This is a genomic window from Bradyrhizobium sp. CCGUVB1N3 (assembly GCF_024199925.1).
In the GTDB taxonomy this organism is placed as follows: Bacteria; Pseudomonadota; Alphaproteobacteria; order Rhizobiales; family Xanthobacteraceae; genus Bradyrhizobium.
In genome coordinates, this window is the sequence record NZ_JANADR010000001.1 from 626,268 (window position 1) to 651,757 (window position 25,490).

Annotated in this window: 25 protein-coding genes and 1 pseudogene; 10 read left to right on the forward strand and 16 right to left on the reverse strand. The window is 64.9% G+C overall.

The features are described from left to right. Nucleotides 1-10 precede the first annotated feature (10 nt). From NLM33_RS02820 to NLM33_RS02865, 10 genes are all read right to left on the reverse strand, one after another. Nucleotides 11-298 carry a YciI family protein gene (locus NLM33_RS02820; protein WP_254094479.1) on the reverse strand — a complete coding sequence of 96 codons (288 nt, stop codon included), beginning with the start codon at nt 296-298 and terminating at the stop codon, nt 11-13. 80 nt (nt 299-378) lie between these two features. Further along, nucleotides 379-1,353 (reverse strand): sugar ABC transporter substrate-binding protein, encoded by a 975-nt coding sequence (locus tag NLM33_RS02825; RefSeq protein WP_254094481.1) that lies wholly within the window; start codon nt 1,351-1,353, stop codon nt 379-381. 46 nt (nt 1,354-1,399) lie between these two features. Then, nucleotides 1,400-2,377 carry an ABC transporter permease gene (locus NLM33_RS02830; RefSeq protein WP_254094483.1) on the reverse strand — a complete coding sequence of 326 codons (978 nt, stop codon included), beginning with the start codon at nt 2,375-2,377 and terminating at the stop codon, nt 1,400-1,402. Further along, nucleotides 2,374-3,324, reverse strand: coding sequence for an ABC transporter permease (locus NLM33_RS02835; protein WP_254094485.1), 951 nt, complete (start codon nt 3,322-3,324; stop codon nt 2,374-2,376). Before NLM33_RS02835 ends, NLM33_RS02830 begins: the two co-directional genes overlap by 4 nt. Continuing rightward, nucleotides 3,317-4,819, reverse strand: a complete 1,503-nt coding sequence (locus tag NLM33_RS02840) for a sugar ABC transporter ATP-binding protein (protein ID WP_254094487.1) — start codon at nt 4,817-4,819, stop codon at nt 3,317-3,319. The genes NLM33_RS02835 and NLM33_RS02840 overlap by 8 nt, the downstream gene beginning before the upstream one ends. 64 nt (nt 4,820-4,883) lie before the next feature. After that, nucleotides 4,884-5,768, reverse strand: coding sequence for an intradiol ring-cleavage dioxygenase (locus tag NLM33_RS02845; protein ID WP_254094489.1), 885 nt, complete (start codon nt 5,766-5,768; stop codon nt 4,884-4,886). A gap of 15 nt (nt 5,769-5,783) precedes the next feature. Continuing rightward, nucleotides 5,784-6,683: an NAD(P)-dependent oxidoreductase gene (locus NLM33_RS02850; protein ID WP_254094491.1), complete on the reverse strand. Its 900-nt coding sequence runs from the start codon at nt 6,681-6,683 to the stop codon at nt 5,784-5,786. Nucleotides 6,684-6,704: 21 nt separating this feature from the next. Then, a complete protein-coding gene (locus NLM33_RS02855) occupies nt 6,705-8,078 on the reverse strand; it encodes an amidohydrolase family protein (protein ID WP_254094493.1) in 1,374 nt (457 codons plus the stop codon). Between the two features lie 4 nt (nt 8,079-8,082). Next, nucleotides 8,083-9,162, reverse strand: a complete 1,080-nt coding sequence (locus NLM33_RS02860) for a maleylacetate reductase (protein WP_254094495.1) — start codon at nt 9,160-9,162, stop codon at nt 8,083-8,085. Then, entirely contained in the window at nt 9,159-9,482 is a 324-nt protein-coding gene (locus NLM33_RS02865; protein ID WP_254094497.1) for a Dabb family protein, read from the reverse strand. The genes NLM33_RS02860 and NLM33_RS02865 overlap by 4 nt, the downstream gene beginning before the upstream one ends. Nucleotides 9,483-9,590: 108 nt before the next feature. Here NLM33_RS02865 and NLM33_RS02870 point away from each other — a divergent pair, with 108 nt between their 5' ends. Continuing rightward, nucleotides 9,591-10,541, forward strand: coding sequence for a LysR family transcriptional regulator (locus tag NLM33_RS02870; protein ID WP_254094499.1), 951 nt, complete (start codon nt 9,591-9,593; stop codon nt 10,539-10,541). 100 nt (nt 10,542-10,641) lie between these two features. Here NLM33_RS02870 and NLM33_RS02875 read toward each other — a convergent pair whose 3' ends face one another. Together NLM33_RS02875 and NLM33_RS49540 are read right to left on the reverse strand one after the other, a co-directional pair. Then, entirely contained in the window at nt 10,642-11,148 is a 507-nt protein-coding gene (locus NLM33_RS02875) for a hypothetical protein (protein ID WP_254094501.1), read from the reverse strand. 156 nt (nt 11,149-11,304) lie between these two features. After that, nucleotides 11,305-12,530, reverse strand: a pseudogene (locus tag NLM33_RS49540) (MFS transporter). Nucleotides 12,531-12,622: 92 nt separating this feature from the next. Between NLM33_RS49540 and NLM33_RS02890 the strand changes: the two are divergent. The 4 genes from NLM33_RS02890 to NLM33_RS02905 are packed head-to-tail and all read left to right on the forward strand — an operon-like array spanning nt 12,623 to nt 16,210. Then, nucleotides 12,623-13,096 (forward strand): MarR family winged helix-turn-helix transcriptional regulator, encoded by a 474-nt coding sequence (locus NLM33_RS02890; protein ID WP_254094507.1) that lies wholly within the window; start codon nt 12,623-12,625, stop codon nt 13,094-13,096. 2 nt (nt 13,097-13,098) lie between these two features. Further along, nucleotides 13,099-15,144 (forward strand): FUSC family protein, encoded by a 2,046-nt coding sequence (locus NLM33_RS02895; protein WP_254094509.1) that lies wholly within the window; start codon nt 13,099-13,101, stop codon nt 15,142-15,144. Next, on the forward strand, nt 15,141-15,347 hold the full coding sequence (locus NLM33_RS02900; protein ID WP_254094511.1) for a DUF1656 domain-containing protein: 207 nt from the start codon (nt 15,141-15,143) through the stop codon (nt 15,345-15,347). The genes NLM33_RS02895 and NLM33_RS02900 overlap by 4 nt, the downstream gene beginning before the upstream one ends. After that, nucleotides 15,344-16,210, forward strand: coding sequence for an HlyD family secretion protein (locus NLM33_RS02905; protein WP_254094513.1), 867 nt, complete (start codon nt 15,344-15,346; stop codon nt 16,208-16,210). The genes NLM33_RS02900 and NLM33_RS02905 overlap by 4 nt, the downstream gene beginning before the upstream one ends. Here the strand turns inward: NLM33_RS02905 and NLM33_RS02910 are convergent, their stop codons facing one another. Together NLM33_RS02910 and NLM33_RS02915 are read right to left on the reverse strand one after the other, a co-directional pair. After that, entirely contained in the window at nt 16,211-17,329 is a 1,119-nt protein-coding gene (locus tag NLM33_RS02910) for an asparaginase (RefSeq protein ID WP_254094515.1), read from the reverse strand. It lies immediately after the preceding gene. A 106-nt stretch (nt 17,330-17,435) separates the two neighbouring features. Next, nucleotides 17,436-18,680 (reverse strand): hypothetical protein, encoded by a 1,245-nt coding sequence (locus tag NLM33_RS02915; RefSeq protein WP_254094517.1) that lies wholly within the window; start codon nt 18,678-18,680, stop codon nt 17,436-17,438. Between the two features lie 217 nt (nt 18,681-18,897). Between NLM33_RS02915 and glf the strand changes: the two genes are divergently transcribed. From glf to NLM33_RS02935, 4 genes are all read left to right on the forward strand, one after another. After that, nucleotides 18,898-20,079: a UDP-galactopyranose mutase gene (gene glf / locus NLM33_RS02920; protein WP_254094519.1), complete on the forward strand. Its 1,182-nt coding sequence runs from the start codon at nt 18,898-18,900 to the stop codon at nt 20,077-20,079. 305 nt (nt 20,080-20,384) lie between these two features. Continuing rightward, nucleotides 20,385-22,244, forward strand: a complete 1,860-nt coding sequence (locus NLM33_RS02925) for an NAD(P)/FAD-dependent oxidoreductase (RefSeq protein ID WP_254094520.1) — start codon at nt 20,385-20,387, stop codon at nt 22,242-22,244. 5 nt (nt 22,245-22,249) lie between these two features. After that, nucleotides 22,250-23,044 carry a shikimate dehydrogenase gene (locus NLM33_RS02930; RefSeq protein ID WP_254105634.1) on the forward strand — a complete coding sequence of 265 codons (795 nt, stop codon included), beginning with the start codon at nt 22,250-22,252 and terminating at the stop codon, nt 23,042-23,044. A 154-nt stretch (nt 23,045-23,198) separates the two neighbouring features. After that, a complete protein-coding gene (locus NLM33_RS02935) occupies nt 23,199-24,002 on the forward strand; it encodes a lytic transglycosylase domain-containing protein (RefSeq protein WP_254094521.1) in 804 nt (267 codons plus the stop codon). A gap of 98 nt (nt 24,003-24,100) precedes the next feature. Here NLM33_RS02935 and NLM33_RS02940 read toward each other — a convergent pair whose 3' ends face one another. Then, a complete protein-coding gene (locus tag NLM33_RS02940; RefSeq protein ID WP_254094522.1) occupies nt 24,101-24,367 on the reverse strand; it encodes a hypothetical protein in 267 nt (88 codons plus the stop codon). Between the two features lie 44 nt (nt 24,368-24,411). Between NLM33_RS02940 and NLM33_RS02945 the strand changes: the two genes are divergently transcribed. Next, nucleotides 24,412-24,906, forward strand: a complete 495-nt coding sequence (locus NLM33_RS02945; protein ID WP_254094523.1) for a hypothetical protein — start codon at nt 24,412-24,414, stop codon at nt 24,904-24,906. 40 nt (nt 24,907-24,946) lie between these two features. On the opposite strand, the gene NLM33_RS02950 is transcribed toward NLM33_RS02945, so the two are convergent. Further along, nucleotides 24,947-25,420 (reverse strand): DUF3859 domain-containing protein, encoded by a 474-nt coding sequence (locus NLM33_RS02950; RefSeq protein ID WP_254094524.1) that lies wholly within the window; start codon nt 25,418-25,420, stop codon nt 24,947-24,949. Nucleotides 25,421-25,490: the final 70 nt, after the last annotated feature.

Below are 25,490 nucleotides of genomic sequence, written 5' to 3' on the forward strand. Positions count from 1 at the left end.
AGCCACACTTTCATCCTTGGCGGCGCAGAAAGCCGGTGATCGTGACTTTCTCCCAGATGTCGGCCGCGGCGAAGGGGTCGGCGCGATTGAAGGCCTCGACCTCGGCCCGTCCCGGCGACTCGATCAGGAACAGGCTGCCGATCATCTTCTCGCCATCGTCGGAGACGAGCGGGCCGGACATGACGATTTTGACTTCGAAGCGCGAGGTGTCGCTCAGGAACGCCTTGTGCGCGTCGTAATGGGCGAGCCGGGTCGGCAGCGCACCGGCGCGGTCGAGGGCGTGAATGGCAAACAGCATGATGTCTCCGGACGATGTCTCCGAACGATGTCTTGGGACGGCCATATTGAACGGCCGTCCCGATTTTTAGAAGGACAAGCCTACTTCGTGCCGAGCTTTTGCGCCTCTTCCCAGGTGGGGCAGGCCCGCTGCTCAAGCGGCACGTCGAAAGGCCCGAAATTGTCCTTGGTGATAACGGTGGGCTTCAGCACGATCTCGGCGACGACGGGTTGTTCGCGCAGGTTGCGGATCGCCATCATGGTGCCGAGGCAGCCCTGCGCAAAGCCGTTATAGTCGCCGCTTGCGAGCAGCTTGCCGGACTTGATGGCGTCGATCGCTTCCTTGGTGCCGTTGATGCCGATCACCTGCGCTTTGCGATTGGCGCCATCCAGCGCCTCGATCGCGCCGACTGCCATGGCGTCGTTGGCGGCCAGCACGCCGTCGATCTGCGAGTTCGACTGCATCAGGTTTTCCATCACCTGGAGCGCCTGGAGTCGCTGGTAGTTGCCGGGCTGCGAGGCGAGCAGCTTCGCGCCCGGAGTTTCTTTCAGCGCGTCGTTGAAGCCTCTGACACGATCGACATTGGTCAGCGAGCCCTTGACGCCTTCGATGATGACGATGTTGCCCTTGCCGCCGAGCGTCTTCAGCAGGTAGCGCGCGGTTTCGAGCCCAAGGCTGTAGTCGTCGGCGCCGACGAAGGAGACGAACTTGCCGCCGGCGGAGCGGTCGGTGATGTTGACCACCGGGATCTTGGCGTCGTTGATCTTCTCGACCCCCGGTACCATCGCCTTGTAGTCGACGGGGATGAAGACGATAGCACTCGGCTTCTTCACCACGACGTCCTCGATCTGGCTGAGCTGTTCGGGGATCGAGTCCGGCTTGGTCGGGATATATTGCAACGTCTTGGCGTTCAGCGCCTTGGCCGCGACATCCGCTCCGACCCGCACGGTCTGGAAATAGGGATTGGTCTGGTTTTTGGTGAACACGGCGATGGTCTGGCCGTCGGCGCGCGCCTGCGTCGTGAACGCGGCGGCCGTTAGCAGCGGCAGTGCAAGGTAGCCCAATCTCAGTTTCATATGATCTCCATCCCTCTTTTGGTTTGCTGGATTTTTGCGAAAGAACTCATTGCGTGCGGCGGCGGGTCTTCATGTCGAGCCAGACGGCGAGAATAACGATGATCCCCGTGACGAGCGGCTGCCAGTTGGCGCTGACCGACAGGAGGTTCATGCCGTTGAGAACCAGCGTCAGGATCAGCGCGCCGACGAAGGTGCCGAACACCGTGCCGACGCCGCCGAACAGCGAAGTGCCGCCGATCAGCACGGCCGCGATCGCGGGTAGCGTCAGGCTTTCGCCGATATCTGCCTCGGCCGAATTGAGCCGCGACAGGAAGATGATCGACGCAAGGCCCGCCATGGTGCCGGAGACGGCGTAGACCAGCAGCAGGCGGCGTACGACCGGAATGCCGGACAGCCGTGCCGCCACCGGGTTGGCCCCGATCGCATAGATCTCCTGGCCCCAGATCGTCCGCTGCGCGAATAGCGTGCCGATCGCGAGAAAGACGACGAGCAGATAGACCGGGATCGGCAGGCCGAACAGATAGCCGCTGCCGATCTGGCGGAAGCCCGCTGGGAAGCCGTGAATGGTGTCGCCGGCCATGTACCAATAGGTGAGGCCATTCAGCACCCAGAGCATGCCGTAGGTGGCGATGAAGGAGGGGATGCGCAGTGCCGTCACCATGACGCCGTTGAGGAGGCCAACGATGCCACCGGCCACTAGCGCGGTGACAACGCCCAGCACCGGAGAGCCCGTCTGATGGATCACCGTGCCGGCGAGGCAGGCTGAGAGAGCGACATTGGCGCCGACGGAGAGATCGAGCCCGGCGGTCAGCACCACCAGTGTCAGGCCCGAGGCGATGAAGAAGGTCAGGCTCGCCTGCCGCAGCACGTTGAGGATGTTGCCGAGGCTCAGGAAGGAGTCGCTGAGGACTGCGAGCACGGCGCAGATCAGCAGTGCTGCGAGCAAGCGGTAGAACACCTGGATCGCATCCTGCGACAGGAAGGAGCGGGGCGGCGAGATGGCCTCCTTGGTGATGTCGGTCATGTGCGGCTCCTGATGCCGTCCAGGAACAGCGCGACTATGACGAGGACGCCGACGCTTGCGACCTGAACCGAGGACGGCAGCGAGATCAGATTGAGCCCGTTGCGGAGCACGCCGACGGCGATGACACCGAGCACGGTGCCGAGCAACCAGCCATTGCCGCGCTCAAAGGACGTGCCGCCAACCGCAACCGCCGCGATCGCATCGAATTCGAGGCCGAGACCGGCGGTCGGGTGGCCGGAATTCATGCGCGCGGTCATCAAGAGGCCGGCGACGCCGGCCATGGTGCCGCCGAGCGCGTAAACTGCGATCAGGAGGCGGTTCGGCGAGAGACCGGCATATCTCAGCGCCTCGCGGTTGCCGCCGAGCGCGAAGATGTAGGTGCCGAAACGCGTGTGATAGAGCAGGGCATGAAAGAACGCGTAAGTCACGAGCGCCATCACGATCGGCACGGGTACGCCGAGCAGGGTGGACGAGTAGATATCACGCACGCTGTGGGGGATGCCGACCACGCTCTGTCCGTCAGAGACGATCAGCGACAGGCCCTGCGCCATGCCGAGCGTGCCGAGCGTCGCAACGAAGGGCGGGATTCCCAGGATCGCGACCAGCCATCCATTGATGGTGCCGAAGCCGGCGCCGACCAGCACGCCTGCGGCGAGGCCAAGCAGCATCGATTTGGTTGCCAGCGACACGATCGCGACGCAGAGCGAGGTCAGCGTCAGCACCGCGCCCATCGAGAGGTCCAGGCCTTCGGTCATGATGATCAACGTCATCGGCAGCGCGAGCATGGTCAGGATCGTCGATTGCACCAGCACGTTGGAGAGGTTGGCGATCGACAGGAAGCCGGGCGCGATCGTCCCGAACAGCGCGATCAGGAGCACCAGCACGATGGCGACGCCGGGAATGCGCTGGAGCGGATTTGGTTGTGAAACGACCGCGGCCTCACGCATGGTGCATCCCCAATCGCACGATGTTCTCCTCGGTCAGCTCATTGCGCGACAGGTGTCCGGCGATGCGGCCCTCGCGCATCACATAGGCGCGGTCGCAGACATGGCAGATCTCGACCTGCTCGGACGAGATCATCAGGGCGGCAGCGCCTTCAGCGACGAGCCGGTCGATCAGGGCAAAGATCTCGGATTTGGCGCCGATGTCGATGCCGCGCGTCGGCTCGTCGAAGATGAAGAGTTTTGCGCCGGCAGCCAGCCACTTGCCGATCACGACCTTCTGCTGGTTGCCGCCGGAGAGCAGGCCGACGGTCTGCCGCGCGCTCGGGGTCGCGATCCTGAGCTGCCGGATCAGGCTGTCCGACGTGCGCTGCGCGCTACGCTGATCGAACAGGCCGCTCGGGAACAGCTTTCGCAGCGCTGACACCACGAGATTGTCGCCGACCGAGCGCAACAGTGCGAGCCCCTCACTCTTGCGGCTCTCCGGGATCAGCGCGATGCCACGGCGGGCGGCGACATCAGGTTCGCCTGAGATCGTCTTGCCGTCGAAGACGATCTCGCCGCTTGTCACGGGATCCGCGCCGAAGATCGCGCGCGCAACCTCGCTGCGGCCGGAGCCGACCAGGCCGCAGAGGCCGACGATCTCGCCCTGGCGTACCTCGATGTCGATGTCGGAAATGCCGGTCGGCGAGGCCAGGCCCTTGACGCTGAGCAGCACCGCGCCGGGCTTGTCGGCAAAATTGCGCGGATAGGTCATGTCGACGGTGCGGCCGACCATCATACGGACGAGCTGGTCCGGGGTGACGTCGGCGGGACGGACGCCGTCGATGCGGCGGCCGTCGCGCAGGACCGTGATGCGATCTCCGAGCGCGAACACCTCGGCCATGCGGTGTGAGATGTAGACGATAGAAACGCCATCGGCCTTCAGCCGCGCGATCAGCGCAAACAGGAGCTCTGTCTCGCGGTCGGACAGCGCCGCGGTCGGCTCGTCCATGACCAGGATGCGCGCATTCTGGCTGATCGCTTTCGCAATCTCGACCATCTGCTGCTGGGCGACGCCGAGCTTGTCGACCGTGATGGAGGGATCGATGTCGAAGCCGATGGTGTCGAGCACGCGCTTGGCATCGGCCAGGATCCTTCGGCGGTCGATCGTGCCGGGGATGCGGCCTTTCGGCTCGCGGCCGAGGAAGATGTTTTGCGCGATATCGAGGTGGGGGACGAGCGAGAATTCCTGGAAGATGACGGCGATGCCGAGCTTCTGCGCGTCTGTGGTCGAACTGATCGCGACCTTCTCGCCCTTGTGGTAGAACTCGCCGGCATCGGCGCGGTAGGCGCCGCACAGCACCTTCATCAGGCTCGATTTGCCGGCGCCGTTCTCGCCGAGCAGCATATGGACCTCGCCGGGAAACACGGCAAAGGACACGTCGTCCAGCGCCTTGACGCCCGGAAACTCCTTGCTGATGCCGCGCAACTCGAGCAGCGGTGTGTCAGCCTCCTCCATTTGTCCGTCCTCTCCAAAAAAGCGGCTTGCGGGACTCTTGTCGGTCCATTCGCCGTGATCCGGCTTAAGCAGCTCTCGCGCTGCTCGCAACCTGCTTCAGGCCGAAATCGTAGTTGAGATGGAAATAGTCGCTGTCCACCATACGACCATCCGGCGCACGGCCGGGCGGGCAGCGGACGAATTCGCGGATCAGGCTGTCCTTGACGCCGAACACCACGTCGCTGTCGAGGTATTGATCGCCGGCGACGAACACATGCGTCACGAGCTGTTCGAAGCCTGGCGCGGAGATCATGAAATGCACGTGCGCCGGACGCCAGGGATGGCGGCCCTGCGCCTCCAGCATCTCGCCGACCGGACCGTCATGCGGAATCGGGTAGGCGGCGGGCTTGATCGACCAGAAATGGAAGCGGCCGTTCTGGTCGGTGTGGAAGCGCGCGCGCATCGCGAGATCGCCGATTTTGTCGAGCTGCTGCACGTCGTAATAGCCGTCGTCGTCGGAATGCCAGACGTCGACCACGGCGCCCGCGAGCGGCCGGCCGTCCACGGCCGAGACGGTACCTGTGACCAGCATCGGATCGCCTTCCATGGTGCCGGAGATATCCTCGCCGTTGGTCTTCTCCGGTGCGGCTTGCACGAAGAACGGGCCGAGCACCGTGGTCTCGGTCGCGCCTTCCGGCACCGGGTGGTTGATGGCGTCCACCAGCATGGAGACGCCGAACGTGTCCGAAAGCAGGATGAACTCCTGGCGCTTGTCGTCGCACATGTGGCCGGTGCGGGTGAGGAAGTCGATGCCATACTCCCATTCCTTCTGGGTCGGCCGCACCTCGCGCACGAAGGCATGAAGATGGCGCACCAGCGCCTCGCTCACTTGCTTGACGCGCGGATCGGTCGCGCCCTTGATCCGCTCCAGCACGGCCTCGGTGATGGTGTTCTCGTTGAAGTTACGCAACGTTGCCTCCGCTAGTCAGAGTTTTGGCTCGCCGAGCCCGGACAGCCGTTCCAGATGCTTGACGGTCGCGATGAAGTCGGTCTCGCCGTCGCCTTGCGCAACCAGCGAGCCATAGGTCTCACGCACCTGGGCCGCAAGCTGCAAGGGCACGCCGACGGCATGACCGGCACCGAGGATGAGATCGAGGTCTTTCGCCATCTGCTTGCAGGAGAAGGTCGACTCGAAGTCGCGAGTCCTGAGCGGCGCGGTCTTGTACTTCACCATGGGAGAGGCAACCGCGCTGTCGTCGAGCATCTTCAGAATGTCCTGCCAGGCGATGCCGCCCTTCCGAGCGAGCGCAAGGCTCTCGGCCATCATGGCGGCCGACACCGCGATCATCAGATTGACCGCGAGCTTTGCGTAGCGTGCTTCTTCGCCGGGCCCGAGATAGGTCTGCGCGCGGGTGAAGGTTGCAAACAGCGGCTTTGCGCTTTCGAAAGCGTCCTTCGGCCCCGACACGAAGCAGGTCAGCGCGCCTGTGTGGACGATGCTGGCGTTGCCGGAGACCGGTGCACGCAGATAGGCGACACCGCGCGCCTGTGCGGCGGCATCGACCTCGGCGGAGGCCTCGATGCTCACGGTGCTGGTGTCGATCAGCAACGATCCTTGGGCCATCGTTGCGATGAGGCCGGTTGGGCCGAGCGTCACAGCGCGCAGCGCAGCATCGTCGGGCAAGGAGGTGACTACGGCTGCCCGGCCGCTGACCGCGTCGGCCGGTGACGCCGCAACGGCGATGCCCTGCTCACGTGCGGCAGCGATACGAGCCGCACTTGGATCGAAGGCGGTCACGGAATAGGCCTTGGCGACGAGAGCCGACATCGGCAAGCCCATCTTGCCGATGCCGATGAAAGCGATGTTGTTCGAAGCGTCTGCCATTCTTGTTGTCCGTTGGCGCCTTCAGGCGGCGCGTCCCTGTCGTTCGATGTCCTGCACCAGCCGCCGCCCGGATTGCGCGAGCAGCTCCTTCTTCGGCTCAAGCCCGTCAACCAGCAGCCTGCCGTTCCGCTTCTTCCAGACGCCGCCGATCATCACCGCCTCGATATTGGCAAGGCTCGTCTGCATCACGACGGTGGCGACGGGATCGTGGACCGGAAAGAGATTGAGGTCGGAGGCATTGATGATCACAAGGTCGGCGAGCTTGCCGGGCGTGAGCGAACCGATCTGGCTGTCGCGGCCAAGCATGCGGGCGCCCTCCAATGTGATCCAGCGCAGCGCCTCGCGTGCCGGAATCGTCGTCGTCGCCGGAATGCTTCCGCTGGTCTTACGTGCCTCGGCATTGTCGAGCGCCCTCTGCATCGACAGCGCGACACGCGCGGCGGAGAAGAGATCGCCGGCCAGCACGGATTCCAGATCGATGCCGATCGTCGGCCGGACGCTGCGCTTCAGGAGCCGTCCCGTGATCGGAAAGCCGTGGCCCTGGATCATTTCGTTCTCAGGCGTCACCGAGAACGATACGCCGAGATCGACCAGGCGGTCGAGGAGATCGTCGGGCAGATCGTTGCCGTGGACGATGTTGACGCCTGCGCCGACGAGGCCGGCCTCGATCAGCTTTTCCCAGCCACCCGGCGTCTTGGCCGGACCGCCGCCCTGGTGCATCGAGGCGATCAGGTTAAGCTCCCGCGCCATGCGGAAATCATGCATGGCGACATCGAGCGTCGAATAGTGCGGGCCCAGGATGGCAAGTCCGAGCGTGACGAGGCCGTTACGATCGGCGAGGGGACCTGCCAGCAACCGCTCGACCTCGCGGCGCGGATGCGGGATCTCCGAGAAATGCGGCTCGCCGGGTTTCGGCTCCGGCTTAGGCGAGCCGTGAAAGAAGGCCGCGCGGATGCCGCTCTCGATCAGTCCGCGCACCGCGGCATCGGTATGGTCAGGCGTCGGATTGTTGTGGCACCAGTCGACCAGCGTCGTGGTGCCCTGATTGATCTGGTTCAGCGCGCCGACGAGGGTCGCGATGTAGATGTCGTCGGGCCGGAACACGGTTGCCAGCCCCGCATGCATGCGGCGGAAATATTCGAGTAGCGTCCAGTTCGCGGCAAATCCGCGCAAGCCCGTCTGCCAGGTGTGCATATGGGCGTTGATCAGCCCAGGGATGACGATGCGCCCGGTGCCGTCGACGATCTCGGTCTCGGCCTCACCGCTGCCAAGCTCGATGCCGGGGCGCACGTCGACGATCCGGTTGCCTTCGACCAGCACATCGCCGGCACGGAGATCGCCAAGCGCGTCATCCATGCTGATGATGGTCGCCGATTTGATCAGCGTGCGCCGCATCGCTTCAAGCCGCCGCTTCGGTTGCGGCCGGCGGCTCGCCCGCCCAGGCGCGCGCGATCAGGTCGCGAATGGCGTTGCGCTCGAGAGGGCGCGGATTCCAGTAGGCGTTGGTGACTGCGAGATCCGCCGCCTTGCCGATGCCGCCCTCGGGCATGCCGATGTCGCGCAGCGCCAGCTTTGCATTCAGCCGCTTCGCGAGATCGTACAGCCCCCGCGATGCATCGGCCGCGCCGATCGCGCGCGAGATGCGTACGACGGCTTCGGGCACGGCGGGGGCGTTATAGGCCAGTGCATGCGGCAGCACGATGGTGTGGGTCTCGGCGTGCGGCAGGTCGAACGTGCCGCCGAGTGTGTGGCAGAGCTTGTGATGCAAGGCCATGCCGACGGTGCCGAGACAAACGCCGCAGAGCCAGGCGCCATAGAGCGCCTCGGTGCGGGCCTCGCGGTCGTCGCTCTTCGCGGCAATGGCAGGGAGAGCACGGGCGAGGGCACGGATGCCTTCTTCCGCCATCAGCGAGGTCACGGGATTGGCGTCGCGCGCGTAAAGCGCCTCCACGGCATGCGCAATCGCATTGATGCCGGAGGTCGCTGCCAGGCCGACCGGCAGCGTCAAGGTCAGGTCGACATCGTAGATCACGGTCTCCGGCAGCACGGCCGCATCGCGCACCGTGGTCTTGAGGCCATTCTCGGTCTGGCCGACGATCGGTGTCATCTCCGAGCCGGCATAGGTGGTGGGGATGCAGAGCTGGTTGACCCCGGTGCGCAACGCCAGCGCCTTGCCAAGCCCCGTGGTCGAGCCGCCACCGAGCGAGACGACGCAGTCGGCTTCGCAAGCCTTCATCGCCGCGAGCGCCTGCGCGGTGACCTCGACCGGGGTGTGCATGGTGGCGCCGGCAAAGAGGCCGGCATAGAGCGGGCCGAGTGCAGTGCCGAGGTTTTTGCCTTGCGCCTCCTGCTGCGGCGTCGTCAGCACCAGCGCGCGCTTGCCGCCCAGCCGCTCGACCTCGGCCTTGGCCGCCGCAAGCGTTCCGCTGCCGAACACGACACGGCAGGGGAGGTTTTCAAAGGTGAACGAACCGATCATGCGCCGGTCTCTTTGATGGGATAATCGACCTGGAAGCGGCCGATCCGCAAGTCGCCGAGCTCCTCGCGCACGCGCAGGTGCTCCGGATGCGTTGCATAGGCCTGAAGCGCTGCCCGGTCGGCGAATTCGGAGAACAGCACGACGTCGCAGGCGTAATCGACATCGCTGACGTCGAGGCCGACCTCGATATGGGTGAGGCCGTCGATCCGGCCCTTCAGGCCCTCGAACAGGGTTTTGACTTTGAGCCGGGCCGCGGAGCGCTCCGCAGGCGTCTCCCCGCGCAGCCGCCACATCACGATGTGCCTGATCGGGCCCGACATTTTCCTGATTTCCTCGCCGCTCGTCTTGCTTGTTGGAGGGTATTTTGCCTTGCAGAAATCGGAAATAAAGGTCTAAAATCGTAAGTCTCTTTTCCGATTTATGCAAAAATGGACCGCCTTCTCCAACTCGAGGTCTTCGCCAAAACGGCCGAGCTCGGCAGCCTTTCCAAGGCGGCCGAAACGTTACGGATGTCGAATGCGGCGGCAAGCCGGCATCTCAGCGCGCTGGAGGAGCGGCTCGCGGTCCGGCTGATCGAGCGGAACACGCGCCGGCAATGGCTGACGGAAGCAGGGCAGGAGCTCCTGCAGCGTTGCAGCACGCTCTTGAACGAGCTCGCCGAGGCCGAGGACGCCGTCTCGGACCGCGCGCTGTCGCCGAAGGGCATGCTGCGCGTCACGAGCTCGCTTTCGTTCGCGATGATCTATCTGGCACCGATGCTGCCCGCGTTCCGCGCGCTCTATCCAAAACTGAGCGTGCAGATCATCAGCGCCAACCGCTATCCCGATTTCATCGAAGCCGGCATCGACGTCGCGATCCGCACGAGGGAGCATGAGCCCGACTCCAACATCGTCGTCCGGCGCATCGGCCAGATGCGACGCGTGCTGGCGGCGGCCCCCTCGTATCTCGCAAGGCAGGGATGGCCGGAGCACCCCGCAGATCTCGCCCGCCACGACATGCTGATCTACAACCTCGCCAACGATCCCTATTCGCTGCGGCTCAGCAAGGGCAATGCGGCTCAGACCATCCGCATCGCGCCGACGCTCGACAGCAATGACGGCCAGGTGATCCGCGGCGCCGCGCTCGCAGGCCTCGGCATCCTCATCCAGCCGCTCTATATCGTGCAGGGCGATATTTCCTCAGGAAAGCTCGTGCCGCTATTGATGGATTGGGAGCTGCCCTTGCTCACGATGAACATCGCCTACCAGAACCGCGTCAGGCTGCCCGCCAAGATCAGGGTGTTTTCCGACTTCCTGGTCAACCACATCCGCGAACATTCGCAGCCGGGGATCTGGATCGACGCGAAGGAGCGCGTCCCCGATTCGTCAGGCGCAATGTAAAAACACGATAAGCTGCGCGTCCGATCTGTGCTCGCTCGCGCGCTTGCCGCAAGCAAGTGGCGCCGGTTAGGCGCCACTCCCTGTCGACGGCATCCGCCGTTCAGAACGAGCAGCCAAGGGATGTGAGCGAGGCCTTCGTCGCATCCATGGTTTGCTTGCAAGTCGTCTCCATGGTCGCCTTCGTCGACGGATTCTTGGACAGGTCGATCCACGTCTTGCGCATCTGGTCGATCTGCGCCTTGTACGTTGCGCGCTGTTCCGCAGGGACTTTGGCGGCAACGCAGCTGTCGTATTTGGTCAGGAACTCGTCGCAGGTGGCGATACCGGTGCTCTCCGCGTGGGCCGCCGTGACGCCCGCGAGCAAGGCGAGGCCTGCGATGCCTGGGAATATCCGTCGCCAGTTCGCGCTCGAACCCGCCGCGGCCTTCGATGTTGCTTGACGCATTTCTCTAACTTCCTTGTCACAACTGAATAGCTTCGAATGTCGGCGTGCTCCCGGCTTCGCCTCATCTCCCTGATCGATGCGCCAGACATCTCGCAACAAATGGTCGGCGTTGCGTTCGTAGAGCAGCTTGAGCGACGAGTAGTCAGAGGCGAGACCGGGCACGATCGCGCCGGCGCCGAACGAATGTTCGGTCAATCCGGCGAGATTGTGGGTGATGACGCGATGACAACTGCGCGGGGCGCGACATCGTGTGGCGAGCCGCGACAACGCGGTGTCGCAGCGAAAGAGCCGGCGCACTACGGGGGCATTGGGCAGGGGCTAGCGCGCTCGCGGGAACGGCAGCAACTGACCAGCCAGTGCCGCGCCGATCGCCGCGATGGCTGCCATCGCAAGCGCCCAGACGACAAAGAGCCGATGACCGATCAGCACGCCGCTCAGGAGCGGCGCGGTGATGTTGGCGCCCGACATCAGCGACTGGTTGAGGCCCATGATCATGCCTTGGCGGTTGATCGCGGTGCTGCGCGACAGCTCCGCCGTCAGCGTGCTGCGGGCGAACATCGTGCCGATGATGATCATCGTCAGGAAGATGGCGAGCAGGCTGTTGCTGTTTCCGATCGCGAGGCCGGAAAATCCGAGCGCCATGCACGCGAACGCCAGCAGCACGATGCCGCGGTCGGATGCAAAGCGGTTCGCGCGCGTGATCAGCAGGCCTTGAACGACCATGTTGATGAAGCCCGCATAGGCGAACACCCAGCCGAGCTCGCGTGCGCCGAAGGGATGCCCGTCCCAGGTGAACCGCGCCGACAGGAACAGGCCGATCTGCGATAGGAACATCGAGTTGGCGAAGAAGAACACGATCAGGAGACCGAGCACCCGCCACGCATGGCGCATGCCGACGATCGCACGCGTCACCTCCGCTTGGGGAACACGGTGATGATAGAGCGGCTCGGAGGCGGGATGGCGGGTGGCAGCAGGGCGACGGTCGCCAAAATGCTAACGAGCGATAGTGCCGCGGCGGCCCACACCGGCGCGGTGTCACCGTAGTGGACGAGAAAGCCGGAGAGCGCTGGTCCCAACAGCAGTCCCGTTCCGATCGCTCCGCTGGTCATCCCGAGCGCCTGCTTGCGCGTCGATGGCCCGCTGTGTTCGGCCGCATAGGCATGCGCCACCGAGATATTGCCCGAGGTCAGACCGTCGATGATCCGGGCGAGAAAGACCAGGATCAGGTTGGTTGCAAGCGCGAGAAGAACGAATCCGACGAACGTACCGATCTGGCTGACGAGCAGGATCTTGCGGCGGCCATAGCGGTCCGAGAGCATGCCCACCACCGGTCCGGCTATGAGCTGGCAGACGGCGTAGGCCGAGATCAGCATGCCAAGCACGAACGGTGTTGCGCCGAGCCGTTGCGAGTAGAACGGGAGCAGGGGCAGGATGATCCCCAATCCCGTGGCATCCACGGCCACCACGACAAAGGTCGGTACGAGCGACAGGCTGCTGTCGCCGCGCAGCGCCTGGCCTGCTTCTGTCGTGGAACCCGCGCCCATGGTGCGTCGGTCTCGCTCGCTTTCGCGTGATCGGTCGAGATATCCCGGCCTATATAGTTGTCACCTAATAGTTCGTGTCCTATCTAATTTGCATGGCTCCGTCGCGGTCCCAAATCCACGCCGAGATCGGTCGGCTGATTGCGCGCCTTGGCCGGATCTGGCGCCGCGAGTCGGACCAAGCGCTGTCCGATCACGGCCTGTCCTATGCGACGGCATTTCCGCTCCTGGTGCTGTCGCGGCAGGGAACTTCAGTGCGCCAGGGCGTGCTCGCCGACGAATTGGGAATCGAGGGACCTTCGCTGGTGCGGCTGATCGATCTGCTCGAGGCCGAGGGGCTCGTAGAGCGCCGCGAGGATCCGACCGACCGGCGTGCCAAAACGCTACATCTCACAGCAACGGGTGACGCCAAGGTCGAGGAGATCAACCGTGTGCTGCGGCGGGTGCGGGCGAGCCTGTTCAAGGATATCGGAGCCGAGGAACTTGCGATAACCTTCGCGACGCTCCAGCGCATCGAGCAGCGTGCCAGTCGGCTGCATGACGCGAAGACTGGTTCAGAGGCGAAATAGCCATGCGCGCTGATGAGCCTTTCCTGGTCCGCCACGCGGACCTCATCTTTGCCTTGAAGACGTTTGCCGCGTCGATGCTGGCGCTCGTCTTCGCGCTATGGATCGACCTGCCGCGGCCCTATTGGGCGATGGCGACCGTCTACATCACCTCGCAGCCGCTCGCCGGCGCGACCAGTTCGAAGGCATTCTTCCGTGTGATGGGGACGCTCGTCGGAGCCACGGCGACGGTGGCCATGGTGCCCAATCTCGTCGACGCGCCGGAACTGCTATGCCTCGCAATCGCGCTTTGGGTCGGCCTTTGCCTTTATGTCTCGTTGCTCGACGGCACGCCGCGCAGCTATCTCTTCATGCTGGCCGGCTACACGGTTGCGCTGATTGGCTTTCCCTCTGTCTCCGACCCCGGAAACATCTTCGACATCGCGATTGCGCGCGTGGAGGAGATCTCGCTCGGCATCATCTGTGCGAGCCTGGTCTCGACCGTCGTGTTTCCCCGCAGCGTCGCCCCGGCCGTCGCTGCGCGGGTCGACAACTGGCTCAGGGACGCGCGCCGCCTCAGCCACGACACCTTGCTCGGTCGCGACACCGTCGAGGCGCGCCGCGCGCTCCGCCTGCGCCTTGCAACCGACACCGTCGAGATCGACACGCTTGCGATCCATCTCGGTTATGACCGCCTGGCGGACACCGAGGCCGTCACCGGCCTGCGTGAAATCCGGTTGCGCATGCTGATGCTTTTGCCGGCGATCGCCTCGATCGAGGATCGGCTGGCTGCACTTGGCGAACGGGGCCTTCAGGCGCAGCCCGACTTGAACCGCCTGCTCGGGGATGTCGGCACATGGGTCTCGGAGGACGCGCGGCGGCCGGCCGGGCCGATCCGCGCCACGATCGAGGCGCGGCAGGCGGCGCTCGACGGCAACGCCTCGTGGGAGCGGATCATTACGACCAGCCTCCTGTCGCGGCTGCGCGAGCTCGTCGATCTCTCCAGTGACTGCCGCGCGCTGAGCGAGGCGATTGCCGCCGGCCGCAAGATTTCTACGGTCGATCTCGTATTCCATCCCGAGTCTGGTGCTGCGGCCGTACGTCACCGCGACCGCGGCCTCGCGCTCTGGTCGGCGGCCGGTGCCGTCATCGCCATCCTGATCTGCTGCGCCTTCTGGATCGGGACCGGCTGGCCGGACGGCGCTTCGGCGCCGATGATGGCGGCGGTCGCCTGTTGCTTCTTCGCCGCCCAGGACGATCCCGCGCGCTTCATCCGCAGCTTTGGCCTGTGGTCGCTGGTCGCGATCGTCGTGGTCGCGATCTACCTGTTCGCGCTGGTGCCCGCCATCTCCCATATCGAGGTCCTGATCGTCGCGCTGGCGCCGACCTTCCTGCTCTATGGCCTCCTGATCGCGCGGCCCGCGACGACCGGCACCGGCATGGCGCTCGCCGCCAACACCGCGACGCTGCTCGCGCTGCAATCGACCTACAGCGCGGATTTTGCCACCTATGCTAATTCCGCGCTCGCATTTTTCGTCGGTGTCATCATCGCCGAGCTCGTGACCCGGATCGCGCGCGGGGTGGGGGCCGAATGGGTCGCCAAGCGCCTGGTGCTGTCGAGCTGGAAGACGCTGGCGGTCGCCGCCGAGCGCCGCGGCAAGCACGACCGCGCGGAATTCGCAGGTCTGATGCTGCACCGGCTCGGACTGCTCGTGCAGCGTATCGCCTTCGTCTCGGAGGCCGACCGTCGCGACACCGAGAGCCTGGCGCAGCTCCGCATCGGGCTCAACATCATACACCTTCGGCGGGCTCGCTATGGCCTCGCCGCATCCACGCTCTTCGTCCTCGACGACATGCTCGACCAGCTCGCCGTCGCGTTCCGCCGCTATGCCGGCGGCGGCATGCCGACGGAGCTGCTCGCGCGCATCGACGCTGCGCTCGCCGCAGCCGTCGAGGATCCCAACCCGCAGGCGCGGGAGGACGCGCTGCTCGGGCTCGTCGGCATCCGGCGCGGGCTGTTTCCGGGTGCGCCGGCCTATCGTCCGCAGCGAGGGGAGAGCTTTGCGGCATGAGGTACGAGATCGACATTTACGGCGTGCTCGTCCCGGCGTTGCTGCTGTGGCTGATCGTGGCCTTTGCGCTCAGTGCTCTCTTGCGCAGGCTGATGCAGCGCTTCGGCCTCTACCGGCTCGTCTGGCATCGCGCGCTGTTCAATTTCGCGCTGTTCGTCTGCATTCTCGGCGGTGTCGTGTATCTTTCGGAGTTTCTGCCATGAAAGGGAGTTTTGGCTGGCTCGGTCGCGTGGCTCTGACCGTGCTGGTCGTCGTCGCGGCGCTCGCCGTCGGCCGCGGGCTTTGGGCCTATTACATGGAGTCGCCCTGGACGCGCGACGGGCGCGTCCGCGCCGACGTGGTCCAGGTTGCGCCCGACGTGTCGGGTTTCGTCACGGAGGTTCTGGTCAAGGACAACCAGAAGATCCATCGCGGCGACGTCCTGTTCCGTATCGATCGTGAGCGCTTTGCGTTGGCGCTGCAACAGGCCGACGCCGCGCTTGCCGGCCACCGCGCCACGCTCGACCAGGCCAATGCCGACCTGAAGCGCTACAGCGCGCTCACCACCGACGCGGTCTCGCAGCAAAAGCAGGAACAGGTGCTGGCCACGCAGTTGCAGGCCAAGGCGGCCTACGATCAGGTGGTCGCCGACCGGGCGGTGGCCCAGCTCAATCTCGATCGCAGCGACGTCCGGGCCTCGGTGAACGGCGTCATCACCAACATGGACTTGCGGCCGGGCGCGTATGTGACGGCCGGGAAGGGCGTGATGGCGCTCGTCGACACCGACACGCTGCATGTCGAAGGCTATTTCGAGGAGACCAAGCTCGCGCGCATCCGCGTTGGCGACAAGGTGCAGGTCCGCCTGATGGGTGAGCCTGCCAGGCTCACCGGCCATGTCGAAAGCATCGCGGCGGGGATCGAGGATCGCGACCGCGCCGCGGGTGCGAATTTGCTCGCCAACGTCAACCCGACCTTCAGCTGGGTGCGTCTGGCGCAGCGCGTTCCCGTACGGATCGCGCTCGACGAGATTCCGGACAATATCGCACTGGTCGCCGGCCGCTCGGCGACCGTGGAGGTGCTGAACTAGCTACCAGGTCGCGGTGAAGGCCTTCTGAAGCTCGGCAGGCGCCGTGACGCCGCTCGCGATCAGGAGCTGGGCGAGGACGCGCGCCTTCTGCGGGTTCAGATCCTCGGACACGACGAAGCCGTTCTTGTCGTCGTCGACCTCGACATTGCGCGTGACGAAGCCCGAGCGGACCCGCGTGGCGCGGACGATGATGATGCCCTTCTTCGCGGCCGCCTCGAGCGCCTCGAGCGCCGACTTCGATGTGTTGCCATCGCCGACGCCCGCGAGCACGATGCCCTTGGCGCCGTGCGAAATCGCGTCCTCGATCGGCACGGCGTCCATGTTGGCGTGGGAGTAGACGATCTCGACGCGCGGCAACGGGTCGCTTGCCGGCAGCGCGTAGGTCGCGCGCTTCGCACCCGCCTGAGCCAGGAAACGAACACCGCCGGCGGTATCGACATAGCCGATCGGCCCGTCGTTGGGCGACATGAACGTCTCGACGCTCGTGGTGTTGGTCTTGGTCACCGAGCGCGCGCTCTGGATCTTGTCGTTCAACACGGCCATGACACCCCGCCCGCGCGAGCGCGGATCGGCGGCGACCTGGAAGGCTTCATAGAGATTGCCGGGACCATCCGCGCTGACCGCTGTGGCCGGACGCATCGAGCCCACGATGACGACCGGCTTGTCGCCTTTGACCACGTTGTCGAGGAAGAACGCGGTCTCCTCCAGCGTATCCGTGCCGTGGGTGATGACGACCGCATCGGCCTCGTTTTTGTCGAACGCCTGCTGGATGCGACCGGCCAGTGCAAACCAGACCTTGTCGTTCATGTCCTGCGAGCCGATCGACGAAATCTGTTCGGCATTCACGCTCGCGAGCTTGTCGAGGCCCGGGACGGAGGCGACCAATTGCTCACCGGTGATCTGGCCGGATTTGTAGGCGCCTGCTGCCCGTGGATCGGCTTGACCCGCGATGGTTCCGCCGGTTGCGAGCACGAGGATGCGCGGCAGATTGCCAGCGTCTGCGGCATGTGCCGCCACATTGATCAGGAATGACGAGGCCGCCAGCGCAATCAGCGGAGCAGAGGCCATCGATATCAGGCGTTGCCGACGGCATGATGATTGGACGGTGTCGTTCGTCATCGAAGTGACCTCCCGTGTCCTCAAGGCATCGATGCCTGAGATGTCGCCGCCAGCGCCGATCAATGTCGTCCAACATGCGACATCTTGTCAATCCGCCAAGCCTCGCTCAGGCTGCCGCTGTCGTTGGCCGCGACGGAGTCCAGACACCAGCCGGCGAGGGCAAAGACGGAATCAACTGTGCGCCGGCGGCACCCGCTATCTGCGTTGTGATCTCACAGATTTCCTGCACCGAGCGGCGCATCGAGAAGCGCGGATAGGCCTCGGCCATTGTCGTCGCGGTCGCCGCCTGCGCGGCCGCGGGATCGTCGAGCACCGCCTCAACGGCGGCCGCGACGCTGTCGGCGTCCTGGCCAAAGCTGAAGCGGGAGAGGCGCGGCAGATGCTGCTTCGAAAAGCCGTTGGCGTCGAAGATCGGTACGGTGCCGGCGCCGAGCGCGAAGAACACGCGGTCATGCACCGACAGGTCGACATTGGGGTTGAGGGAGGCTGCGCCGAGATAGGTCCCTAGATTTTCGCGCAATGCGTCGAACGGCATCGCACCGAGGAAGCGTGCGCGGCGGCTCGAGGCCGCGAAGTCGTCCCAGCCGCCGCCGATGAAATCCACCGGATAGTTCGCAAGCACCGCGCCGACCTCGCGGGTGCGCACCGCCCGGGTATAATTGTCGAGCCGCGTGAGGATCGCATTGAAGACGTCGCCGCCGGGCGTCAGATAGACGAGATGTTCGGCGGCTACCGTGCAGATGATCTCCGGGAATGCCGAGCAGTTCTTGCCGCGTGCGGCTGCGATGGCATCGAACAGGATTGCGAACAGCCTCGGCGGCAACGTCTCGCGCCACGAGCGCTCGAGCTTCGCGGGATTCCAGTCGGACTTGGCGAAAACGATCCGGCCGTTGCGCTTCTCGGCCGGCGGGCCGCCGAAGAAGCCGGGATCGGGAATGCCGATATGGGTCGCAAACGCCGCGCCATTGGTGTGCAGGTGGTCGCGGCTGAAGACGGCGTGATCCGGAAAGACATAGCCATGGACGACGTAGCGGCTCTCCAGCCGATGGCGGCGGATGAAATAGGACGGATGGTCGCAATTCCAGTTGAACAGCGGGATCCTGGACATGTCCCAGAACAGCTTTTGGTCCTTGGTATAGAGCTCGAGGCCGATGCCTGACATGCAGATCATGATCGTCTCGTCGCGGCGTGGCAGCAGGGCATCGAGCCGCGCGGGCAGGTCCGGCGCCTCCAGATCGAGGACCTTGACCTCGTGCCCGAGGCGATCGAGCTCGGCGGCGGCTATCAAAAGGATGCCGCGAACCGAATGATAGGCGCTGTTGTTTGCTGTCAGGATGCAGACGACGGACATCGCGGACCCTCTCCAAAACGGAGGCGCCGACGGACTTGCGGATCGCGCCGTCATCTTGCCCCCGACTGTTGAACGGTCGAGGCGGCTTTCCCAGGCTCGCAAATCTTCCACGCCGGCAATTTTCCGCCTGAACTTGCCAGGCGTCGCGTTGAAACCCCGTCGGGCGACCGGTCGGGGGGACCGCGTTTGCGACCGACGCGCATTGGCGGGGGACTACATGCAGCTCGGTGACTTCGATGTCGTTGTCGTGGGGGCAGGGTTCTTCGGCGCAACCATTGCGGAGCGGGTCGCAAGCCAGCTCGGAGGGAAGGTCTGCGTTCTCGACCGGCGGCCCCATATCGGTGGCAATGCGTATTCGGAGGTCGATCCCGACAGCGGCATCGAGGTGCACCGCTACGGCACGCATATCTTCCACACCAATTCGGAAGCCGTCTGGAGCTATCTCCATCGCTTCACCGAGTTCACCGGCTACCGCCACCGCGTATTCACGGTGGCGCAAGGCCGGCTCTATTCGATGCCGATCAACCTTGCGACCATCTCGGCCGCATTTGGCCGGGTGATGACGCCGCAGGAGGCGCAGGCCGCGATCGCGAAGGAGGCGGACGCGCATGGCGCTACCGCGGCGCAGAACCTGGAGGACAAGGCGATCGCCTCCGTCGGCCGCACGCTCTATGACCTGCTGATCCGCGGCTATACGCGGAAGCAGTGGCAGACCGAGCCCAGGGAGCTCTCGGCCGAGATCATCGGCCGATTGCCGGTCAGGCTCACCTTCGATGACCGCTATTTCGCCGATCGCTACGAGGGCATGCCGGCCGACGGCTATACGGCGATCTTCCGCCGGATGCTCGCCGATCCGAACATCGCGCTTCACCTCGGCGTCGACTATTTCGACGTCGCCGACCAGATCCGGCCCGATCAGCTCGTCGTCTACACCGGACCGATCGACCGCTTCTTCCGCTATCGTTGCGGCGAGCTCGGCTGGCGCACCGTCGACTTCGCGCGCGAAGTGCACGACGTCGCCGACTTCCAGGGCGCGGCGGTAATCAACTATGCCGACGCCGAGGTGCCTTTCACCCGCGTCCACGAGTTCAGGCATCTTCACCCCGAGCGCGACTATTCGCAGCCGAAAACGACCATCTACCGCGAATACTCCCGCTTTGCGGGGCGCGACGACGAGCCCTATTACCCCATCAATACCGCGGCCGACCGGGCGATCCTGCACGGCTATCGCAGCATGATGGCAAAACATCCGAACCTCGTCTTCGGCGGTCGGCTAGGCTCTTACAAATATCTCGATATGCACCAGGCGATCGGCGCGGCGCTCAAGACGTTCGAGAACGAGATCACGGCCTTCCTTGCGGAACGCAAGATGCCCGCGGCCGCGGCGATGGCGGGCTGAAGGCTTGGCATTGAAGGCTTGGCATTGAAGGCTTGGGCCGGCCGTCGGCGCGAGCCCCAGGGTGCGCGGGCTGCGTCCGCCTCGTCCCCACCGCGGGGCGCGAGGTTCTATCCTGCGCGGGAGCTTTTGAACTTCTCGCGCAGCGCCGCCTTCAGCACCTTGCCGGTGCCGCCCTTCTTACGCACGACGAGCAGCCGCGGTCGTTCCTGCCATCCGCAAAACCGCGCGCACGTTGCGCATTCCGGCTTTTGTGGCTAACTGGCGCAAGTTGTCGAAAGAGCAACGTCGCCACGGAGGAAACGTTGATGTCAGCGGAAAAACACAAGACCGGCGCAGCCGGCTCATCCAGCATCGATATCGATGGCTTGCGTGCGCGCTATCGCGACGAGCGCGACCGGCGTCTGCGCGCAGAGGGCAAGGCGCAATATGTCGAGGTGACCGGCGAATTCGGCCACTATCTCGACGACCCCTGGGCCGATCCCGGCTTCACGCGGCAGGCGATCAGCGAGGAGACGGAGGTCGTCGTCGTCGGAGGCGGCTTCGGTGGCCTGTTGTGTGGTGCGCGCTTGCGCGAAGCCGGCATCGACGATTTCCGTATCGTGGAGAAGGCCGCGGATTTCGGCGGCACCTGGTACTGGAATCGCTATCCAGGCGCCGCCTGCGACACCGAGAGCTACATCTATCTGCCGCTGCTGGAAGAGACCGGATACATACCCGTGCGCAAATATGCGCGCGCGCCCGAGATCTATGAGCACTCGCGCCGGATCGGCCGCCATTTTGGCCTCTACGAGCGTGCACTGTTTCAGACCGTCATCTCGCGGATGGAATGGCGGGAAGAGGAGGCGCGCTGGCTGGTCGAGACCGATCGCGGCGACAGGATCCGCGCGCGCTTCGTTATTCTCGCCGGTGGCCCGCTGAGCCGGCCGAAGCTGCCGGGCATTCCCGGCATCGAGACGTTTGCGGGACACAGCTTTCACACCAGCCGCTGGGACTATGCCTACACCGGCGGCGGCGCGCAGGGCGGGCTGACGGGACTGGCGGACAAGCGCGTCGGCATCATCGGCACCGGCGCGACCGCCGTGCAATGCGTGCCGCATCTCGGCCGCGCGGCCAAGGAACTCTACGTCTTCCAGCGCACACCCTCCGCCATCGGCGTGCGCGACGACCGGCCAACCGACGATGACTGGGCGAACGGCTTGAAGCCCGGCTGGCAGCGCGAGCGCATGGACAACTTTACCGCGGTGATCTCCGGCGAGCCGTTCGAGAAGGATCTCGTGCAGGACGGCTGGACCGGTCTGCTCGGCGAAATCCTGCTCGCGCCGCGCCGTCAGCCCGAACCGGTCACCTCGCTCGAGCAGGCGCTCAAGGTGATGGAGCAGGCCGACTACCGGAAGATGGAGGAGATCCGCGCGCGCGTCGATGCCGTGGTGAAGGACCCCGCGACGGCTGAAGCCCTAAAGCCCTGGTACAAGGCGTTCTGCAAGCGGCCGTGTTTCCACGACGAATATCTCGACACCTTCAATCGCCCCAACGTGCATTTGGTCGACACCAAGGGCCACGGCGTCGAGCGGATCACCGAAAATGCCGTCGTCGTCGACGGCAAGGCTTATGAGATCGACTGCCTGATCTACGCCAGCGGTTTTGAGGTCGGCACCGATTATGCCCGCCGCATGGGGTTTGAGCTCTATGGCCGCGGCGGCGTCAGCCTGACCGAGCGCTGGCGCGAGGGCGTGAAGACGATGCACGGCTTTTACAGCCGCGGCTTTCCCAACTGCTTCCTGATCGTGACCGTGCAGGCCGGGCAGAGCGCCAACTTCCAGCACATCATCGACGAGCAGTCGCGCCACATCGCCTACGTGATCAACGAGGCGCAAAAGCGCGGCGCGAGAACGCTGGAGCCGACGCTCGCAGCCGAAAACGCCTGGGTCGAGGAGGTCGTCAAGGCCGCGATCGGCCGGCAGACTTATCTCGCCGAATGTACGCCCGGCTATTACAACAACGAAGGCGTGTTCGATCCGATCGCCGCGCGCAACAGCCAGTATTGGCGCGGCCCGGTGGCTTTCCTGCGGCTGCTCGAGAAGTGGCGCAAGGCGGGCGATCTCGAGGGACTTGAATTGACCTATGCGACCGCTGCCGAGACCGGCAGCACTCCGGTGCCGGCTTGAGCGCCGTGCCCCCGACGCTCAGCGGCGCGACGCGGCTCCATGTCATCGTCGGCGATCCCATCGCCCAGGTGCGCTCGCCCGCAGGGCTCACGGCCGCCTTCGCCGCACGTGGTCATGACGGCATCCTCGTCCCCGTCCAGGTCGCGCCAGCCGATCTGCCCGACTTCCTCGCTGTCGCCTCGCGGCTGAAGAATCTCGACGGCATCGTCGCAACCATTCCGCACAAGTTCGCCTGCTACCAGGCCTGCGCCAGCGCCACCGACCGCGCGCATTTCCTGCGTACAGTGAACTTGATGCGCCGCCGCGCGGACGGCGCCTGGCATGGCGATATGGTGGACGGACTCGGATTCGTCGGTGCTGCCCGTGCCAAGGGGATTGACCCTGAGGGGATGCGCGCACTGCTGGTCGGTGCCGGTGGCGCGGGCTCGGCGATTGCGCTCGCGCTGATCGAGGCCGGCGTCCGCGAGATCGCCATTCATGACACCGTGCCGGAGCGGCGTGACGTGTTGATCGAGCAGTTGAACAAGCTTGGCAAGGGTCGCGCTTCGGCTGGGTCGATCGATCCCTCCGGCTACGATTTCGTAGCCAACGCCACGCCCGCCGGCATGCGGGAAGGCGACTCGCTGCCGGTCGACGTCGCAAAACTGGCGTCGTCGACCTATTGCGGCTGTGTCATCACCAAGCCGGAGGTCTCGCCCTTCATCGCAGCCGCGCGAAAGATCGGCTGCGTCACGGCGACCGGCACCGACATGTATCAGCAGCACCAGAGCATCATGGTGGATTTCCTGCTCGGCGGATGACCGTTCATCCGATGTCAAGCGTCGTGCCGCGCAATGATTGCGGTCGGCAGGGCTTGAGCGATCGGCACTGACGTACGATCATGCCGCACGGCAGACGAATCCAGGCATCGATTGGTTGCGAGCAGGGCGCATGCCCCGAAGAAAGGAACGCGGAATGACCAGGGGCAAAATCGCAGCATTGGCCGTTCTCGGCACCGTGGCGCTGCTCGCGGGTCTTGGCGCCGCCGACGCCGCGCAATGCGGCAACGGGCCCGGCGGCTTCGAGGGCTGGAAGCGCGCGTTCGGCGAGGAGGCCCGTGGCAAGGGCATCGGCGCGACCGGCATTGGCGCATTGATGCAGGCCAATTACGCCAGCGCGACCATTGCGGCCGATCGCAGCCAGCACAGTTTTTCGCTTTCGCTCGACCAGTTCCTGGCCAAGCGCGGCGCCTCGACCATCGTGGCGCGCGGGCGCTCGCTGAAGCAGTCGCAGGGCGCTTTGTTCGCCTCGATCCAGCAGCGCTATGGCGTGCCGCCGGGGCCGCTGATTGCGATCTGGGGCATGGAAACCGGCTTTGGCAGCCAGCGCGGCAATCAGAACATGCTGTCGTCGATCGCGACGCTCGCCTATGACTGCCGCCGGCCGGAGTTCTTCACCGACCAGCTCTATGCCGCCCTGAAGCTGATTGATCGTGGCTCAATGTCGCCCGGCCAGCGCGGGTCCATGCATGGCGAGGTCGGCCAGACCCAGTTCATGCCCAAGAACATCCTGGCCTATGGCACCGGCAATCTCGACGTTGCCGCCAATGCGCTGAATTCGACGGCGAATTTCCTGAAAGCCCATGGCTGGCGCGCCGGCGCCGGCTACCAGCCGGGCGAGCCAAATTTTGCGGCCATCGAAGCCTGGAACGCCGCCGGCGTCTACCAGAAGGCGATCGCGCTGATGGGGCGGCAGATCGATGGCGAGGGGGCGCGTTAGCGCCCCGTCTCAGTAGTGCGAGGTGCGGTAGGCGTCGAGCGCGTGCGCTGCAAAAACGCCGATGCTGCAAAGGGCGAGGAAGGCGGAGATCAGCTCGATCATAGCTCATCCTCCCGCAGCGGCATGGCGACGAGGTATTGGCCGCAGGAATAGTCCCAGATCAGCTCGAGGAAGAATTGCATGGTGGCCGTCCCTGTATGATTTTGGGGATCAGCATAGGGGGCGGTCTGTTTCAGGGGTGTTTCGTGGGTTTGGGGAAAGGGTTTCGTCGGAACCGCCGCAGGCGTTGCGCCTTCAGGCCCGTTAACCACGCTATCCCAGATTGTGCTGCCCGTTGGGGTGGCGACGCTCTTGCGGCTCTCCAACGGAGATGGTCAGCTCGTTCCGGGGAAACGGCTGGGAGGACAATATGAGGAAATTGCTTTTCACGATCGCGCTGCTCGCGGGATTTTCGGCCACGCCTGTGCTCGCGCAGCAATCCAAGGTGGGCGATTGGACGATCGAGAAGCGCTCGCAGGACACCCATTGCAATGCAAGCCGCGGCTACAAGGACAAGGAGGACGAGAACCGCGATTACGTGATCGTGCTGTCCTACTCCGACAAGGCCATCGTCATCGTGATGATCTACGACGGCTGGGAATGGGACAAGGTCGGCGAGGTCTTGAAGGCCGACTTCGGCACCGACGACGCCGACATCATGAAGGGCGCCAAGTGGGAGGTCATGGACAAGACCACCGTGCGCGGCATCTTCGAGTTCAACCAGTCGATCCTTGACAGGCTGTCGAAGGCGAAGCGCCTCACGGTCGATTTCGAGGATGATGACGACGACAGCATCGAGATGCAGATCCCCCGCGCCGGCGAGGTGCTGGGCGCGCTGAAGTTCTGTGAGGAGAACAGGAAGTAAGGGCGAGGGCGGCTTCGTCGCGTGATGCCATCGCCTGACCTCACGGCGCCGTCAGCGTGAACTCCATCTCGGCGACCTTCTGCTCGCCCACCCAGGTCTGCAGGACCCACGTGCCGGGAACGGCTTCCCAATCCTCGTCGAGGCTGTAGCCGTGCAGCACGGTGCTGCCGATCGCCCAGCGCTCGGTGACATCGCTGCGCGAGAACACCTCGCCCGTGCGCGGGTTGCGTATGCCGCCGGGTGGGAAGATGGTGATGCTCCGCACCGGCACTAGCGCTCCGTTGGGGGCGCCGGCGAGCCGATATTCATAGCCGAAGCGAATGCCCTTGCGCGCCGGGACCGTCGTCGTCTCTGACGTGAACGTATGGATGACCCGCATGATCGTTCCGGTCGGTGTACCGCTCGACGTCTCGGAGTTGAGGACCTTGCCCTCGTAGATCCCGAACCGCGGAATGTCGGCGCCCGTGACGCTCGGCGTTTCGGCGGAGGCCACCTGCGAAACGAAAGCGAGCATAAGGACTGCCGGCCACCACGAAAGTGCCTTTGCTCGAAATTGGCGCATCAATGCCGCCCCAGGATCACGT